The organism is Aquibaculum sediminis (assembly GCF_040712085.1).
GTDB classification, from domain to species: Bacteria; Pseudomonadota; Alphaproteobacteria; order Kiloniellales; family DSM-21159; genus Aquibaculum; species Aquibaculum sediminis.
Genome location: NZ_JBFCVK010000006.1, coordinates 54,211 through 67,693, shown reverse-complemented (window position 1 = coordinate 67,693; position 13,483 = coordinate 54,211). Strand labels below are relative to the sequence as shown.

The following is a 13,483-nucleotide window of genomic DNA, read 5'->3' as shown; positions in this document are numbered from 1 at the left end:
GACTTGAACTTTAGCCGTAACGCAGCGCTCTGGATCATCATCATCCTGCTGCTCTTTGCCCTGTTCAACCTGTTCCAGGGAAGCGGGTCGCGCGCGCCGCAGACGACGCTGCCCTATTCTCAGTTCATGGACAACGTCGAGAACGGGCAGGTTCAGGAAGTCACCATTCAGGGCGAGAACATCACCGGGCGCCTGAGCGACGGACGGTCGTTCCAGACCTACGCGCCGGACGATCCCTCGCTGGTCGATCGCCTGCGCGAGTCCGGCACGCAGATCAATGCCGAGCCGCAGGAAAGCGTCAATCCGCTGCTCTCCATCCTGATCTCCTGGTTCCCGATGCTGCTGCTCATCGGCGTGTGGATCTTCTTCATGCGCCAGATGCAGGGCGGCGGCGGCAAGGCCATGGGCTTTGGCAAGTCGAAAGCCAAGCTGCTGACCGAGAAGACGGGCCGCGTCACCTTCGACGACGTTGCGGGCATCGATGAGGCCAAGCAGGAGCTGGAGGAGATCGTCGAGTTCCTGCGCGACCCGCAGAAGTTCCAGCGCCTGGGCGGCAAGATCCCCAAGGGCTGTCTGCTGGTGGGGCCGCCGGGTACCGGTAAGACGCTGCTGGCTCGCTCCATCGCGGGCGAGGCCAACGTGCCCTTCTTCACCATCTCCGGCTCGGACTTCGTGGAGATGTTCGTGGGCGTCGGCGCCAGCCGCGTGCGCGACATGTTCGAGCAGGGCAAGAAGCATGCTCCCTGCATCATCTTCATCGACGAAATCGACGCTGTCGGCCGCCACCGCGGTGCCGGCCTGGGCGGCGGCAACGACGAGCGCGAGCAGACTCTCAACCAGTTGCTGGTGGAGATGGATGGCTTCGAGGCCAACGAAGGCGTCATCCTGATCGCTGCCACCAACCGGCCGGACGTGCTGGACCCGGCGCTGCTGCGCCCAGGCCGCTTTGATCGTCAGGTCGTCGTGCCGAACCCGGACGTGAACGGTCGTGAGAAGATCCTGCGTGTGCACATGCGCAAGGTGCCGCTCGGTCCCGACGTCGACCCGCGCGTCATCGCTCGCGGAACTCCGGGCTTCTCGGGCGCCGATCTGGCCAACCTGGTGAACGAGGCAGCCCTGCTCGCCGCGCGCAGCGGCAAGCGGGTGGTCACGCACCTCGACTTCGAGATGGCCAAGGACAAGGTCCTGATGGGCGCGGAGCGGCGTTCCATGGCCATGACCGACGAGGAGAAGGAACTGACCGCCTACCACGAGGCCGGTCACGCCCTGGTCGGGATGTTCATCGAGGGCAACGACCCGTTGCACAAGGTCACCATCATCCCGCGTGGACGGGCCTTGGGTGTGACCATGTCGCTGCCCGAGCGCGACCGCTATGGCTTCAAGAAGAAGGAAATTCACGGCAAGCTGGCCATGATGTTCGGCGGCCGCGTTGCGGAAGAGTTGATCTACGGTGACGAGAACGTCACCACCGGTGCCGGCAACGACATCCAGCAGGCCACCAACCTGGCGCGCCGCATGGTCACCGAGTGGGGCATGTCCGAGAAGCTGGGGCCGCTGCGCTACAACGAGAACCAGGATGAGGTTTTCCTGGGCCACTCCGTGGCGCGACAGCAGAGCATTTCGGAAGCCACCGCACGCATGATCGACGAAGAGGTGCGCCGGATCATTGATGAGGCCGAGGGGCAGGCGCGTGAGGTGCTCACCGAGCACTTGGACGACTTGCACCGTCTGGCGAAGGGTCTGCTGGAGTACGAGACGCTGTCCTCTGACGAGGTGAAGCGCGTCCTGCGCGGCGAGACCATCGACAAGCAGGAGCGCGAGCCGCAGCCGAAGTCGAATAAGGGCAAGAAGTCCTCCGTGCCGACCAGTGGCAAGCCCACCAAGGAAGGCGGAGGCATCGGCCCGGAGCCGGAACCCGCAGGCTGACGAGGACGCGCCTTCAAGCATCATCACCGCCCGCAGGCAACTGCGGGCGGTTTTGCGTCGAGCCTGGCGCCGGTGGAGGCAGTAATCCGCCCGAATGGGTATGGGACGGCTCCTTCGTCTTCGGAGCTGCAGCACGGCTTTCCCCCGCCGTGCAGCAGGGCTAAAAGCAGAGCATGAGCGAGCAAGTTTACTTCCAACCCCTCACCCCCTCGCGCGAGACCCCCGATGGCGTCCGCCTGGCGGGCGGGCCTCTCCGCTTCGCCTCGGCCCAGCTTGCGCACCGGGCTGCCGGGAGCATCGAGCGCCGGGTCTGCGCACTGGATGAAATCCCGCCTGATCGTCTGGCTACCTTCAGCGCCGAGCGGCCGCCTTTTGCCGGCGTGTCTATGGACCGGCCCAGCGTGATGGGCATCGTCAATGTCACCCCCGACTCCTTCTCCGACGGTGGCGACCGCTTCGATCAGGCGCGGGCGATAGCAGACGGCCTGGCGATGTGGGAGGCGGGGGCAGCCTTCGTCGATGTGGGTGGAGAATCCACCCGTCCAGGCTCCGACCCGCCCACGTTGGACGAGGAACTGGCGCGGGTGATGCCGGTGGTGCGTGCCCTGGTCGATCAGGGCGTGCGTGTGTCCATCGACACACGGCGGGCCGCGGTGATGGCGGAGGCGGCCGCTGCCGGCGCTGCGGTGATCAACGACACCTCGGCCTTGAGCAGTGACCCCGAGGCCCTGCGCGTCGCAGCCGAGAGCGGCCTGCCGGTGATTCTCATGCACATGCTGGGGCAGCCGCGCACCATGCAGCAGGCGCCGCACTATGACGACGTCGCGCTCGACATATACGACTATCTGGCGTCGCGGGTGCAGGCCTGCCTGGATGCGGGCATTCCGCTGAGCCGTGTCTGTGTCGACCCGGGGATCGGCTTCGGCAAGACAGTGCAGCACAATGTGGAACTCATTGCGCGCCTGGCCCTCTTCCACGGCCTGGGCTGTCCGGTTCTTCTGGGCGCGAGCCGCAAGTCTTTCATCGGCAAGGTCTCCTGCGGCGAGGCGCCCAAGGAACGGCTGCCGGGCACTCTGGCGGTCACGCTCGCAGGACTGGACCGTGGCGCGCAGATTCACCGGGTGCACGATGTCGCCGAAACGCTGCAGGCCGTGGCGCTTTGGCAAGCGGTGGGTGGGGTGACGGCAAACGATGTACGCTTGGAAGCCAAATTCTAACCGACAGTGAGGCAGGGGCATGACCCGCAAGTTCTTCGGCACCGACGGGGTTCGCGGCAGGGCGAACGAGGAACCGATCACGGCAGCCACCGCGCTCGCCCTGGCCATGGCGGCCGGCGCGCGCTTCCGCCATCCGGGACGGCATGGCCTTGCGGTGATCGGCAAGGACACGCGGCTGTCCGGCTACATGCTGGAGCCGGCCATGACGGCGGGGTTCCTCTCCGTTGGCATGGACGTGGTGCTGCTCGGCCCGCTGCCGACCCCTGCGGTGGGCATGCTGACCCGCAGCATGCGCGCCGACCTCGGTGTCATGATCTCCGCCTCGCACAACCCCTTTGATGACAACGGCATCAAGCTCTTCGGCCCGGACGGCTTCAAGCTGTCCGACGAGGAGGAAACCGCCATCGAGGTGGCGATGGACACGGTGGCGGACCTGCGGGTGCCGGGAGAAAACCTGGGCCGCGCCCGGCGTCTCGATGACGCCTATGGCCGTTATCTGGAGTTCATCAAGAGCAGCTTCCCGCGGAACCTGCAGCTTGACGGCCTCAAGATCGTCGTCGATTGCGCCCATGGTGCAGCCTACAAGGTGGCGCCCACGGTGTTGTTCGAACTGGGCGCCGAGGTGATCGCGCTTGGCGTGCAGCCCAACGGCTTCAACATCAATCAGGACTGCGGCGCCACGGCGACAACCGCCCTGCAGGAGCGGGTGGTGGCGGAGGGTGCCGACCTCGGCATTGCCCTGGACGGCGATGCCGACCGGGTCATCCTGGTCGACGAGCGCGGCCAGCGCATCGATGGCGACCAGGTTATGGCGCTGATCGGCAGCTACTGGCACCGCGCAGAGCGCCTGCACGGCCCCGGCGTGGTGGCCACGGTCATGTCCAACCTCGGCCTCGAGCGTCACTTGCAGGGCTTGGGGGTTGAATTGCTGCGCACGCCGGTGGGTGACCGCTACGTCGTCGAGCGCATGCGCGCCGAGGGCTGCAATCTCGGCGGCGAGCAGTCCGGTCACCTGATCTTCTCCGATTACAGCACCACGGGCGACGGGCTGATCGCGGCGCTGCAGGTGCTTGCGGTGCTGGTGGGCAGCGGCCGACCGGCCAGCGAAGTGCTGGCCGTGTTCGAGCCCTTTCCCCAACTGCTGCGCAATGTGCGCTTCCGTGCCGGCACCCAGCCGCTGGAGCAGCCGGCCGTCGACGCCGCGATCCAGGCGGCAAAGTCGGCGCTCGGCGAGGGCGGGCGGCTGCTGATCCGCAAGTCGGGCACCGAGCCGCTGGTCCGCGTGATGGGCGAGGGCGAGGATGCCGAACTCGTGCGCAAAGTGGTCGAGGAACTGGCCGGCTGCATCGAGGAAGCGGCCGGGGCGCCGGCCTGAAGGCTGTTTCTTAGTGGGAGTGGGGTGAGCAGATGCAGGGACGAGTGCTGATCGTCGCCGGCTCTGATTCCGGCGGCGGTGCAGGGATTCAGGCCGATCTCAAGACGGTCACGGCGTTGGGTGGCTTCGGGATGACCGCAATCACGGCCTTGACCGCGCAGAACACACTGGGCGTTTTCGGGGTCATGCCGGTGGAGCCGGATTTCGTCGTTCAACAGATGGATGTGGTGCTGGACGACCTCGGCGCCGACGCCGTCAAGACCGGCATGCTGCATTCACCTGAGGTCATCGAGGCGGTTTCGGGCGCTCTGGCGCGGCGTACCGGCCTGCCCCTGGTGGTCGATCCGGTGATGGTGGCCCAGTCGGGCGCCACGCTCCTGCAGGACGCCGCGGTCGCGGCGCTGAAGCAGCATCTGCTGCCACAGGCAACGCTGCTGACCCCCAATCTTCCGGAAGCCGAGAAGCTGATCGGGCGCAGCATCGATGGCGCTGCCGGTATGGAAGCGGCGGCGCAGGAGATTCTGGCGATGGGTCCGGAGGCCGTACTGCTCAAGGGCGGTCATTTGAGCGGCGATTGGCTGATCGACGTGCTGGTGACCGCCGGGGGTGTGGAGCGTTTCGAGGGGCCGCGGATCGACACCGAGCAGACGCACGGCACCGGTTGCACCCTGGCTTCCGCCATAGCCACCGGTTTTGCACAAGGCCTGTCCCTCGCCGATGCCGTCCGCCGCGCGCGGGCCTATCTGCAGGAAGCGTTGCGCACCGCGCCGGGACTGGGGCGGGGGCAGGGGCCGGTCAATCACGGTCATACGGTCGGCCGTTTCGACGGCTGAGCCGGCTTGCGCTATTTCGTAGGCTCGATCCATCCCGTTCAGACGACGTGGCCGAAGCGGCCTGCCGCCGGCGTCCGGAGCAGTTGTGCCAGCGCCTCCAGGCCCCGGCGCAGGCTCTCCCTGTCGGTTGGGGCGCCGAAACACACCCGCACCGCGCGTGTCTCCTGGGCCATATCCAGTGCGAAGGGGCGGGACTGGTTGACGGCAACGCCGCGCTCCAGGGCTGCGGCGGCAAAGTCGGCCGAGGACCAGTCATCCGGCAGCTGAAGCCAGGTGTAGAGGCTTCCCTCCCCCGAGAGACAGCGATCCCTGCCCAGGGTCTCTTCGACGATCGTGCGCCGCTCTCTCATTTCTTGGCGGACGGCCGAAAGAACGCGCTCGGCGCTTCCGTCCTCGATCCAGCGGCAGGCCACCTCGGCGGAAATGGGGGAGGGGCTGCTTCCGGCCGTGTCCAGCGCAGCAAGCACGGCGGCCGTCGCAGTCTCGGGCGCGACCAGGAAACCGCAGCGGAGGCCTGGTGACGTCGTCTTGGAGAGGCTCGATATGTAGAAGCTGCGCTCCGGGGCGAAGGTGGAGATGGGTGGCGGCGGGTCCGTTGCCAGGCGCGCGAAGATGTCGTCCTCAATGACCTGCAGGCCGTGGCGGCGCGCGATCTCCGCGATGGCCTCCCGGCGGCGGCGGCCCAAGGTGATGCTGGTGGGGTTGTGCAGGCTCGGCACGATATAGAGCAGGCCCCCCGAGCTTTCGCCTGCCCCTGCCTTACCGCAAGCCTCCTCAAGCGCTTCGGGTATCAGCCCTTCAGCGTCGCAGGCAACGCCTTGCAGCGTGAGCCCGAAACCGCGGGCGATGCCGTACATGCCCGGGAAGTTCAGTTCGCCGGCGAAGACGAGGCTGCCGGGGCGGGACAGGGTCGCGAAGACAGCATAGAGCGCCGCCTGCGCCCCTGACGTCAGGACCAAGCGCTCGGGGGAAATCTCGAGGCCGCAGCGCGACAGCCAGGCCGCACCGGCCTCTCGATGCGCCGGCAGGCCCGCCGAGGGCGGATAGTCGAGCAGGCGCCGCCAGGCGGGTTCGCTCGCCATCGCCCGTAAGGCCTGGCTCCACTCGTTTTCCTCCACCATTTCCGGCGGTTGGGCCCGGTTGAAGGAGATGCGCTCCGGGCCTTCACCGGGCCTGTCGAGCCGTCGCGTGCGACGTGGCTGCGGCATCTCTTTCACATAGGTGCCGCGCCCCACCTCTCCACCGATGAGGCCCTGTGCCTCCACTTCGGCATAGGCACGGCTGACGGTGCCCACCGTTACGCCCAGGCGCCAGGCCAGCTCGCGCTGAGGCGGAAGCCGCATCCCCGGTGCAAGTCGGCCCGAGGCGATATCGCTCGTGATCGCCTCGGCGATGGCGCGGTAGCGGGGACCTTCGGGTGCGAGCTCTGGTAGCCATATTGTCATGGTGTCAATGATCTCATTGAATGAGAAATTGAGTCAAGCAATACTGGAATGATCGGTCATTGACCCAATTGTCATGGAGCCCGGCTATGTCGACACTTCGCCTGCACTCCTCCGGGGTTAACCTCTCTGTCGTGCCGCGTATCGCGCAGCGTGTCGTGCGTTTGCCCTCGGGGTTTGTGGTTCAAATGATACAATGGGTGGATCGGACAAGGCAGCGACGTGCCCTGTCCGAACTCGACGAGCGCCTGCTACGGGATATCGGGGTCTCGCGGGAGGAGGTGCTGTTGGAGATTCGCAAGGCACCCTGGCAAGAGTAACCGGCGCTTGGAGGAGGAGATGGCCATGAAACTGCCACTCTATCAGATCGACGCTTTCACCGATCAGGTTTTCGGCGGCAACCCGGCAGCGGTCTGTCCGCTGTCGACTTGGCTCGCGGATGAGACGCTGCAGGCCATCGCCGCCGAGAACAACCAGGCGGAGACGGCCTTCCTGGTGGCGCGGGCGGACGGGGATTACGACCTGCGTTGGTTCACGCCCACGCTGGAGGTCGATCTCTGCGGTCACGCCACGCTGGCCAGCGCCTATGCGGTCTTCTTCCACCTGCGCCCACAGGCAGACAGCGTTCGCTTCCACAGTCGCAGCGGCCCCCTGACCGTAACGCGGGCAGGTGAGGTGCTGACCATGGACTTCCCCGCCCAGCCGCCGCGCCGGGCCGGAAGCGAGGAGGTGGCAGCGGTCGCCGCCGCCTTGGGCAGCGAGCCTTTGGAGGTCTGGCGCGACGAGAAGTTTCTCGCCCTCCTGCCGGATGAAGCGGCCGTGCGTGCGGCGGCGCCCGATCTGGCTCTGGTGGCGGCCCTGCCCGGCGACGGCCTGATCGTGACAGCCGGGGGAGATGTCCACGACTTCGTGTCGCGCTACTTCGCGCCGGCTTCCGGGATCCCGGAGGATTCGGTGACCGGATCGGCGCACTGTGTGCTGGCGCCCTTCTGGGCCGAACGCCTGGGCCGCAATCCGCTGCAGGCGCGGCAGGTATCGCGGCGCGGTGGCGATGTTGCCTGCCATGTCGCGGGCGACCGGGTCTGCCTTTCGGGCCGGGCCGCGCCTTACCTGGAAGGCAGCATCACGATCTGACCCCTCGAAAAGATGAAGGGGCCGCATGCTTGCGACCCCTTCGCTTCTGATCAGCCCGTGTCGGGGCGATCAGGCCCCTGCCAGATTCTTGTTCACGAAGTCCCAGTTGACCAGGTGATCCAGGAAGGCCTGGACGAAATCCGGACGACGGTTCTGGTAGTCGAGATAGTAGGCGTGCTCCCACACATCGACGGTGAGCAGCGGCGTCTTGCCGTCAATCACCAGCGGCGTGTCGGCGTCGTCGGTGTTGACGATCTCGAGGCCGTTGGCGCCCTTGACCAGCCAGGTCCAGCCGCTGCCGAAGTTGCCGACCGCAGACGCCTTGAACTTGGCGGCGAAGTCGTCATAGGAGCCGAAGGCCTGGCTGATGGCGTCGGTCACGGCGCCGCTGGGCTGGCCGCCGGCGTTGGGAGCCATGGAGTTCCAGAAAAAGGTGTGGTTCCAGATCTGGGCCGACTGGTTGAAGAGGCTCTTGTTCCCGGCCTGACGGGCCGCCGCGATCACGTCTTCGACCGACTTGCCTTCGAGGTCCGTGCCGGCGATCAGCTCGTTGGTCTTGCTGACGTAGGCCTGGTGATGCTTGCCATAGTGGAAGCTGAGTGTCTTCGCCGAGACGTGCGGCTCCAACGCGTCCTGGGCGTAGGGGAGCTGCGGAAGCTCGAATGCCATGAGGTCTCTCCTTCTTTTCTGTCGCAGATGCCGGCCTGATGCCGGAGTGCCTCTTTGAGAGGATCTGTTCGGGACTCACATAGGAAACTGAAAGCGAATGTGAACCGGCCGCCCGGTTCTGCGCAAGCCCTTCCACGGGCCGAGCCACTCCGAGGTCGGTTGAGAGAGCAAGCATGCCGGTCCCGGGCTGGTTCCCCTGGCGCTGACAGCGTATGCACCTCACAGCACAACTGGAAAGGCCGACCTGAAGATGAGTGCATCGCCCCAGCTCAAGACCGCTTCGAACGACGATCACAAGCTGCTGCGCGGGCGGCCCTTGGCGGAGCGGATCCGGGCCGAGGTCGCCACCTCGGTAGCCACGCTGGCCGAGCAGGGATGGCAGCCGCGCCTGGTGTCGATCTGCGTGGGCGACGCTCAGGCCGCGGTGCTCTACGTGCGCAATCAACGGCGGGTTGCCGAAAAGCTGGGAATAGCCTTCGAAGAGCGGGTCTATCCGGACTCCGTGACCCAGGCCGAGATGCTGGCGGTGATCCACGCGCTGAACGCCGATCCGCGGGTCAGCGGCGTGATCATCCAGCGCCCGGTGCCGGCGCACCTCTCGATCAAGCAGCTGCAGTCGGCGGTTCATCCCCTGAAGGACGTCGAGGGCATGAACCCGGCATCCATCGGCAACATCGTCTATAACGAATTGACGCTTGGCCCCTGCACATCCGTCGCCTCAGTCGAGTTGCTGAAGGCGACGGGGCTCGACCTGAAGGGGCTTGAGGTGGTGGTGATCGGGCACTCTGAGATCGTCGGCAAGCCCATCGCCTTTCTGCTGATGAGCGAGGGGGCGACGGTCACGGTCTGCCACCACATGACCCGCCACCTGGCCATGCATTCACGCAAGGCCGACGCGGTCTTCGTCGCGGTGGGCAAGGCAGGCCTGGTGACGGGCAACATGATCAAGCCCGGCTGTGCGCTGATCGACATCGGCATCAACCAGAAGACCACACCCGAGGGGGAAACCCGCGTGGTCGGCGATGCCGATTTCGAGAGCTGCTACGATGTGGCCGGCTGGATTACCCCGGTGCCCGGCGGCGTGGGACCGGTCACCGTCTCCATCCTCATGCGCAACACCCTGACGGCGCTGCAGCTGCAAAAGCGCCACTACGAATCGGCCTTTGCCAGCTCGGTGTGAGGCTCCAGCCAGCTGCTTGTGCTGACTGAAGCCCGCTTGCCTGTCGTTCTTGGCTCAGAAGTCGAAGCCGCCGCCGTCGTCGAAGCCACCGTTCCAGCCACTGTCGAAACCGGCATCGCCGCCCGGGTCGGCACCGGGTTCCGGCTGGGTTTCGCCGGGCGCGGTATCGGCGGCCGCTGCTTCGCTTCCGCCCGTGACCATGGAGGCGAGGAAGGAGCCCAGCATCAGGCCGCCGGCAACGCCCATCGCCGTTTGCATGGCGCCGCCCAGGAAGCCGGGGCGGTCACGGTAGTTGGCCAGGGGGCTGGCGCTGCGGTTAGGCCCGCCCTGGCTGCGCTGGCCGGCACTCTCGTTGTTGCCGCCAAACAGCCCGGCGAGGAAGCCGCCGCCGGCGGGCCGCTGGGACAATTCGTTCTCCAGGTCCTGGAGGCGCTGCTGCGCCTGTTTCAGGGCTTCCTCCTGGAACACGATGGCCTGGGCCATGTAGTAGGGCGCAGCCGGCTGGCGGTCGAGGCGCTCCCGGATCAGGGCTTCGGCCTGCCCGTCGCGGGGGCCGCCCTGGCGTTCGGCCAGTTCCAGCTTGCCGAAAAGCTCCTCGATAACCTGACGTTCGGTTTGATCCATTCTCGTCTCCTTCACTCTTCGATTGGTTCCAGACGCAGCAGCGCGCCTTGTGATGCATCGGTCAAAAGGTAGAGATAGCCGTCGGGGCCCATCCGCACGTCGCGGATCCGTTGCCCCCAGTCACCCAGCAGCGTCTCCTCGCCGGTGATGTCGCTTCCGTCCATGATGACACGCCGCAACTGCGGCAGTGCCAAGGCGCCAACGAAGATGTCGCCCTGCCAGGCCGGGAAATCCTCCCCTGTATAGAAGGCCATGCCGGACGGCGCGATGGAGGGCGTCCAGTGCAGCAGCGGCGGCTCCATGCCCGGCGCCTCCGGCCCCACGCCCATGGGCAGGCCCGAGTAGGCTGTGCCATGGGTGGTGACCGGCCAGCCGAAGTTCAGGCCGGCTTCCGGAAGGTTGATCTCGTCCCCGCCCCGCGGTCCGTGCTCGTGCAGCCAGAGGCGGCCCGTGTCCGGATGGAGGGTCATGCCCTGGGCGTTGCGATGGCCGTAGGACCAGATCTCCGGTCGTGCGTCGGGTTCGTCGACGAAGGGATTGTCTGCAGGCACGCTTCCATCATCGTGCAGGCGCAGCAGCGTTCCGTTGTGATTGGCGAGATTCTGGGCCTCGTCGGCGCTGCCGCGCTCGCCGATGGTCATCCAGAGATAGCCCTCGCGATCGAAGACGATCCGGCTGCCGAAATGCCGTCCGCCCGAGCCTTCAGTCTTGGCCGAGAAGAGGATGGCGGTGTCCTGCAGCGCGTCACCATCGAATCGGGCCCGAGCGAGCTGCGTGGTGACGGATCGCCCGTCCTGACCGGCGAGCGTGAAGTAGACCCAGCCGTTCTCCTCGAAGTCCGGGTGGAGGGCGATGTCCAAGAGGCCGCCCTGGCCCTGCGCCACCACCTCCGGCACGCCGGGAACGGGTTCTGGATCCATACGGTGCTCCCGGTCGATCACGCGCAGGCGTCCGGGCCGCTCGGTCACGAGCTTGCGTCCGTCCGGCAGGAAGGCAAGCCCCCAGGGGTGCTCGAGCCCTTCCACGAGCGGGACCAACCGAAACGCGTACTCCCAGGAGTCCTGCTCGGAAGGCTGGGCGCCTGCCGGAGCGCTGCAGGCAGTCAGCGCCAAGCCGGCGGTGAGCAGGGATGCGGCCACAAGCCCCCGGGAAGACGAGAGGGAAAGCGGATTATTCGCGGGCATCAGCCTGGTCTCCTCTGTTCGGCTCTGTTCGGCGGGCTCTTGAGCTTGCATTTAGGAACCGCCGACCCTGGTGCCAGTAAAACCGCGCACCGAGTGCGTTTGCCCGCGCCGATGAGCACCCGGGCTTGTGGGAGACTGTCCGGCGCGGCATGATCCATAACGTTAATGCAGATCGCAATTTATCGGAATCGCTTGGCAATCCGATCGATTGAGTGGATCTGCGTTTCGGGTTTGAATCCAGACTGGATCACCGTGATCCGGTTCGGGGGATCACTGCAAAGCCGCCCTGTGCGAGGGGTTTGGGAAAGGTAGCCGATGAAGATCGCCATCCTGAAGGAGCGGCGCCCGGACGAGCCGCGCGTTGCGGCGACGCCGGAAAGCGTCAAGAAGTTCAAGGGTCTCGGTATCGACGTCGCGATCGAGAGCGGGGCTGGGGAGGGGGCGTCCCTGCCTGACCAGGCCTACGCCGACCAGGGCGCCGAGATTGCCAGCGACGCTGCGGCTGCCGTCAGTGGCGCCGATCTTGTGCTCAAGGTCCGCCGGCCCTTGCCGGAGGAGTTGCCAAACCTGCCGAAGTCGGCGCTGCTCGTCTGTATCCTCGACCCCTTCCGGGCGGGCGAGGAGTTGAACGCACTGGCGGAGGCCGGTGTCGGCGCCTTTGCCATGGACCTGATGCCGCGCATCACCCGCGCCCAGTCCATGGATGTGCTCTCCAGCCAAGCGAACTTGGCCGGCTATAAGGCGGTGATCGATGCGGCCGCGACCTATGGGCGCGCCTTTCCGATGATGATGACGCCCGCAGGGCGCATCAATCCGGCGCAGGTTCTGATCATGGGCGCCGGCGTGGCCGGCCTGCAGGCCATCGCCACTGCCAAGCGCCTGGGGGCCGTGGTCCATGCCACCGATGTGCGCCCGGCGGCCAAGGAGCAGGTGCAGTCTCTTGGCGGCAAGTTCCTGGCCGTGGAGGACGAGGAGTTCAAGCAGGCGGAGACCGCCGGCGGTTATGCCAAGGAAATGAGCGCTGAGTACCTGAAGAAGCAGGCGACGCTCCTGGCCGAATCGATCCCGAAGATGGACGTGGTCATCACCACGGCGTTGATACCCGGACGCCCCGCGCCGCGGCTGGTGAGCGAGGAGATGCTGCGCTCCATGAAGCCCGGGTCGGTGGTCGTCGACCTGGCGGTGGAGAACGGCGGAAACGTCGCGCTGTCACAGCCGGGCGAGGTGGTCGATGTCGGTGGCGTCAGGATCCTGGGCCACCGCAACGTGCCCGGCCGCCTCGCGGCCGATGCCTCCATGCTTTATGCCAACAACCTCTTCAATTTCGTCTCCCTGCTCTTTGACAAGGAGAGCAAGGCCCTGAAGGTCGATTGGGACGACGAGATCGTGAAGGGCACCCTGGTGACACGGGAGGGCGCGGTGGTCCATCCGGCGCTCGCACCGGCGGAAAAGGGGGAGTGAGATGAGCGAGAAGCTGATCGATCAGGCCATCGACCTGGCCAACCAGGCCCGGGCGCTGTCGGACGGCGCAGCGGACCTGGCGCGCGAAGCGGCGCGGGTGGGGGCCGAGACCGGCGCACCACTGGCCGAAGCCGTGGGGCCGTCGCCGCTGGTCACAGGGCTGACAGTCTTCGTGCTGGCGATCTTCGTCGGCTACCACGTGGTCTGGCGCGTCACCCCGGCGCTGCATTCGCCGCTGATGGGTGTGACCAACGCCATTTCCTCGGTGATCATCGTCGGCGCCCTGATCGCCGCCGGCACCGGCGGCTACGGCTTCAGCGAGATCATGGGCTTCATCGCCGTGACGCTGGCCAGCGTGAACATCTTCGGTGGCTTCCTGGTGACCCACCGGATGCTGTCGATGTTCAAGAAAAAGCAGAGATGAGGCGAGGGAAAGCA

The 13,483-nt window shown here is 66.4% G+C and carries 13 protein-coding genes; 9 read left to right on the top strand and 4 right to left on the bottom strand.

Annotated elements, in window-relative coordinates; all coding sequences use genetic code 11:
* Positions 1-3 precede the first annotated feature (3 nt).
* From ftsH to thiD, 4 genes are all read left to right on the top strand, one after another.
* Entirely contained in the window at positions 4-1,926 is a 1,923-nt protein-coding gene (ftsH, locus tag ABZ720_RS10805; RefSeq protein ID WP_366555536.1) for an ATP-dependent zinc metalloprotease FtsH, read from the top strand.
* A 173-nt stretch (positions 1,927-2,099) separates the two neighbouring features.
* Positions 2,100-3,143 (top strand): dihydropteroate synthase, encoded by a 1,044-nt coding sequence (gene folP / locus ABZ720_RS10800; protein WP_366555535.1) that lies wholly within the window; start codon positions 2,100-2,102, stop codon positions 3,141-3,143.
* 19 nt (positions 3,144-3,162) lie between these two features.
* Positions 3,163-4,518, top strand: coding sequence for a phosphoglucosamine mutase (gene glmM, locus ABZ720_RS10795; RefSeq protein WP_366555534.1), 1,356 nt, complete (start codon positions 3,163-3,165; stop codon positions 4,516-4,518).
* 32 nt (positions 4,519-4,550) lie between these two features.
* Complete coding sequence (gene thiD, locus ABZ720_RS10790; protein WP_366555533.1) at positions 4,551-5,351, top strand: bifunctional hydroxymethylpyrimidine kinase/phosphomethylpyrimidine kinase; 801 nt, start codon at positions 4,551-4,553, stop codon at positions 5,349-5,351.
* 38 nt (positions 5,352-5,389) lie between these two features.
* On the opposite strand, the gene ABZ720_RS10785 is transcribed toward thiD, so the two are convergent.
* The gene (locus tag ABZ720_RS10785) at positions 5,390-6,796 is read right to left on the bottom strand and encodes an aminotransferase-like domain-containing protein (RefSeq protein WP_366555532.1); all 1,407 of its coding nucleotides are present in this window, start codon (positions 6,794-6,796) and stop codon (positions 5,390-5,392) included.
* Between the two features lie 197 nt (positions 6,797-6,993).
* Here ABZ720_RS10785 and ABZ720_RS10780 point away from each other — a divergent pair, with 197 nt between their 5' ends.
* Together ABZ720_RS10780 and ABZ720_RS10775 are read left to right on the top strand one after the other, a co-directional pair.
* Complete coding sequence (locus ABZ720_RS10780; RefSeq protein ID WP_366555531.1) at positions 6,994-7,113, top strand: DUF1127 domain-containing protein; 120 nt, start codon at positions 6,994-6,996, stop codon at positions 7,111-7,113.
* Positions 7,114-7,138: 25 nt separating this feature from the next.
* Positions 7,139-7,927, top strand: coding sequence for a PhzF family phenazine biosynthesis protein (locus tag ABZ720_RS10775; RefSeq protein ID WP_366555530.1), 789 nt, complete (start codon positions 7,139-7,141; stop codon positions 7,925-7,927).
* A gap of 69 nt (positions 7,928-7,996) precedes the next feature.
* Here ABZ720_RS10775 and ABZ720_RS10770 read toward each other — a convergent pair whose 3' ends face one another.
* On the bottom strand, positions 7,997-8,596 hold the full coding sequence (locus ABZ720_RS10770) for a superoxide dismutase (RefSeq protein ID WP_366555529.1): 600 nt from the start codon (positions 8,594-8,596) through the stop codon (positions 7,997-7,999).
* Positions 8,597-8,846: 250 nt separating this feature from the next.
* Between ABZ720_RS10770 and ABZ720_RS10765 the strand changes: the two genes are divergently transcribed.
* On the top strand, positions 8,847-9,776 hold the full coding sequence (locus ABZ720_RS10765; protein WP_366555528.1) for a bifunctional 5,10-methylenetetrahydrofolate dehydrogenase/5,10-methenyltetrahydrofolate cyclohydrolase: 930 nt from the start codon (positions 8,847-8,849) through the stop codon (positions 9,774-9,776).
* 54 nt (positions 9,777-9,830) lie between these two features.
* On the opposite strand, the gene ABZ720_RS10760 is transcribed toward ABZ720_RS10765, so the two are convergent.
* Both ABZ720_RS10760 and ABZ720_RS10755 read right to left on the bottom strand, forming a co-directional pair.
* Positions 9,831-10,400 carry a DUF2076 domain-containing protein gene (locus ABZ720_RS10760; RefSeq protein WP_366555527.1) on the bottom strand — a complete coding sequence of 190 codons (570 nt, stop codon included), beginning with the start codon at positions 10,398-10,400 and terminating at the stop codon, positions 9,831-9,833.
* Between the two features lie 11 nt (positions 10,401-10,411).
* On the bottom strand, positions 10,412-11,584 hold the full coding sequence (locus ABZ720_RS10755; protein ID WP_366555526.1) for a PQQ-dependent sugar dehydrogenase: 1,173 nt from the start codon (positions 11,582-11,584) through the stop codon (positions 10,412-10,414).
* Between the two features lie 315 nt (positions 11,585-11,899).
* On the opposite strand from ABZ720_RS10755, the gene ABZ720_RS10750 reads away from it, so the two are divergent.
* Complete coding sequence (locus ABZ720_RS10750; protein WP_366555525.1) at positions 11,900-13,045, top strand: Re/Si-specific NAD(P)(+) transhydrogenase subunit alpha; 1,146 nt, start codon at positions 11,900-11,902, stop codon at positions 13,043-13,045.
* A 1-nt stretch (position 13,046) separates the two neighbouring features.
* Positions 13,047-13,469 carry an NAD(P) transhydrogenase subunit alpha part 2 gene (locus ABZ720_RS10745; RefSeq protein ID WP_275819476.1) on the top strand — a complete coding sequence of 141 codons (423 nt, stop codon included), beginning with the start codon at positions 13,047-13,049 and terminating at the stop codon, positions 13,467-13,469.
* Positions 13,470-13,483 lie beyond the last annotated feature (14 nt).